The sequence below is a fragment of the Protofrankia sp. Cr1 genome (assembly GCF_963555865.1).
Taxonomy (GTDB): Bacteria; Actinomycetota; Actinomycetes; order Frankiales; family Frankiaceae; genus Protofrankia.
Genome location: NZ_CAUVXO010000186.1, coordinates 1 through 1,078 on the forward strand (window position 1 = coordinate 1; position 1,078 = coordinate 1,078).

General features: G+C 63.4%; 1 protein-coding gene. It reads right to left on the reverse strand.

Going from position 1 to position 1,078, the window contains the following annotated elements; translation table 11 throughout:
• Positions 1–42 precede the first annotated feature (42 nt).
• Complete coding sequence (locus U9980_RS15330; RefSeq protein ID WP_322768540.1) at positions 43–966, reverse strand: IS3 family transposase; 924 nt, start codon at positions 964–966, stop codon at positions 43–45.
• Between the last annotated feature and the right edge of the window lie 112 nt (positions 967–1,078).

Genomic DNA, 1,078 nt, shown 5'->3' on the forward strand with positions numbered 1-1,078 from the left:
TGAGCGGCCCCGCGTTTTCCGGATAGCGTTCAGTGGATATTTCTATGCTGCGGCCCGCTGTGCGAGGTATTCGGTGTGGACCTCTGCGGGGGTTCTGTAGTCGAGCCCAGAGTGAAGACGCTTGCGATTGTAGAAGACTTCAATGTATCGGACTATAGCACGCCGGGCGTGTGCGCGAGTGGCAAAACTGGTCCGGTAGACGAGCTCATTTTTCAGGGCGCCGAAGAAAGACTCGGCCATAGCGTTGTCCCAGCAGACCCCGGTGCGCCCGACGGACTGGAGGACACCGAGGGACCTGAGGGTCTTGGCGAAGTCGGCGGACGTGTAGTTACTGCCGCGGTCGGAGTGAAAGATACAGCCCGGCTGCAGCTCGATGTTGCCGGCGGCCATGATGATCGCTGCGTTGATGAGTGGTGTTCTGAAGTGGTCGGCCATGGACCAGCCGACGACCGCTTTGGTGTGGCAGTCGATGACCGTCGCCAGATACAGCCAGCCTTCCCAGGTGTGGATATAGGTGATGGCTCCGACGAGCTTGACCCCGGGTGCTGGCGCGGTGAAGTCGCGGCACACGAGGTCGGGGATCACCGGCGCAGCCGGGTCGGCGGCGGTCGTGGTCTTCCAGGGCCGTGGCTGGCAGGCGACCAGGTCCAGCTGTCGCATCAGGGATTTGACCAGCTCCAGGCCTGCGTGGAGGCCACGGCGAGCCAGGGCGGCGTGGACGCGGCGGTAGCCGTAGGTGCCGTCGGACTCATCGAACTCGATCTTGATGTGGGCGGCCAGCCCGGCGCGGCGCTGGGCGGTCGCCGACGCCGGCCGGTGGCGCCATTCGTAAAATCCCGAGGCGGACACACCCATCCACACGAACATACGAACCAGCGGGTAGTTGACCTTCTCGCTATCGATGAACTCGTACTTGGAGCTCACCGATATTCCTGGGCGAAGAAGGCCGCCGCTTTTCCCAGAAATTCTGCCTTCATGCGCAGGTCGCGGACTTCCCGTTCCAGTTCCCGCAGCCGGGCCCGTTCATGCACCGACAACGGTGGCTCGTCGCCGACATGCTCCCGCCGGTACGCATTAA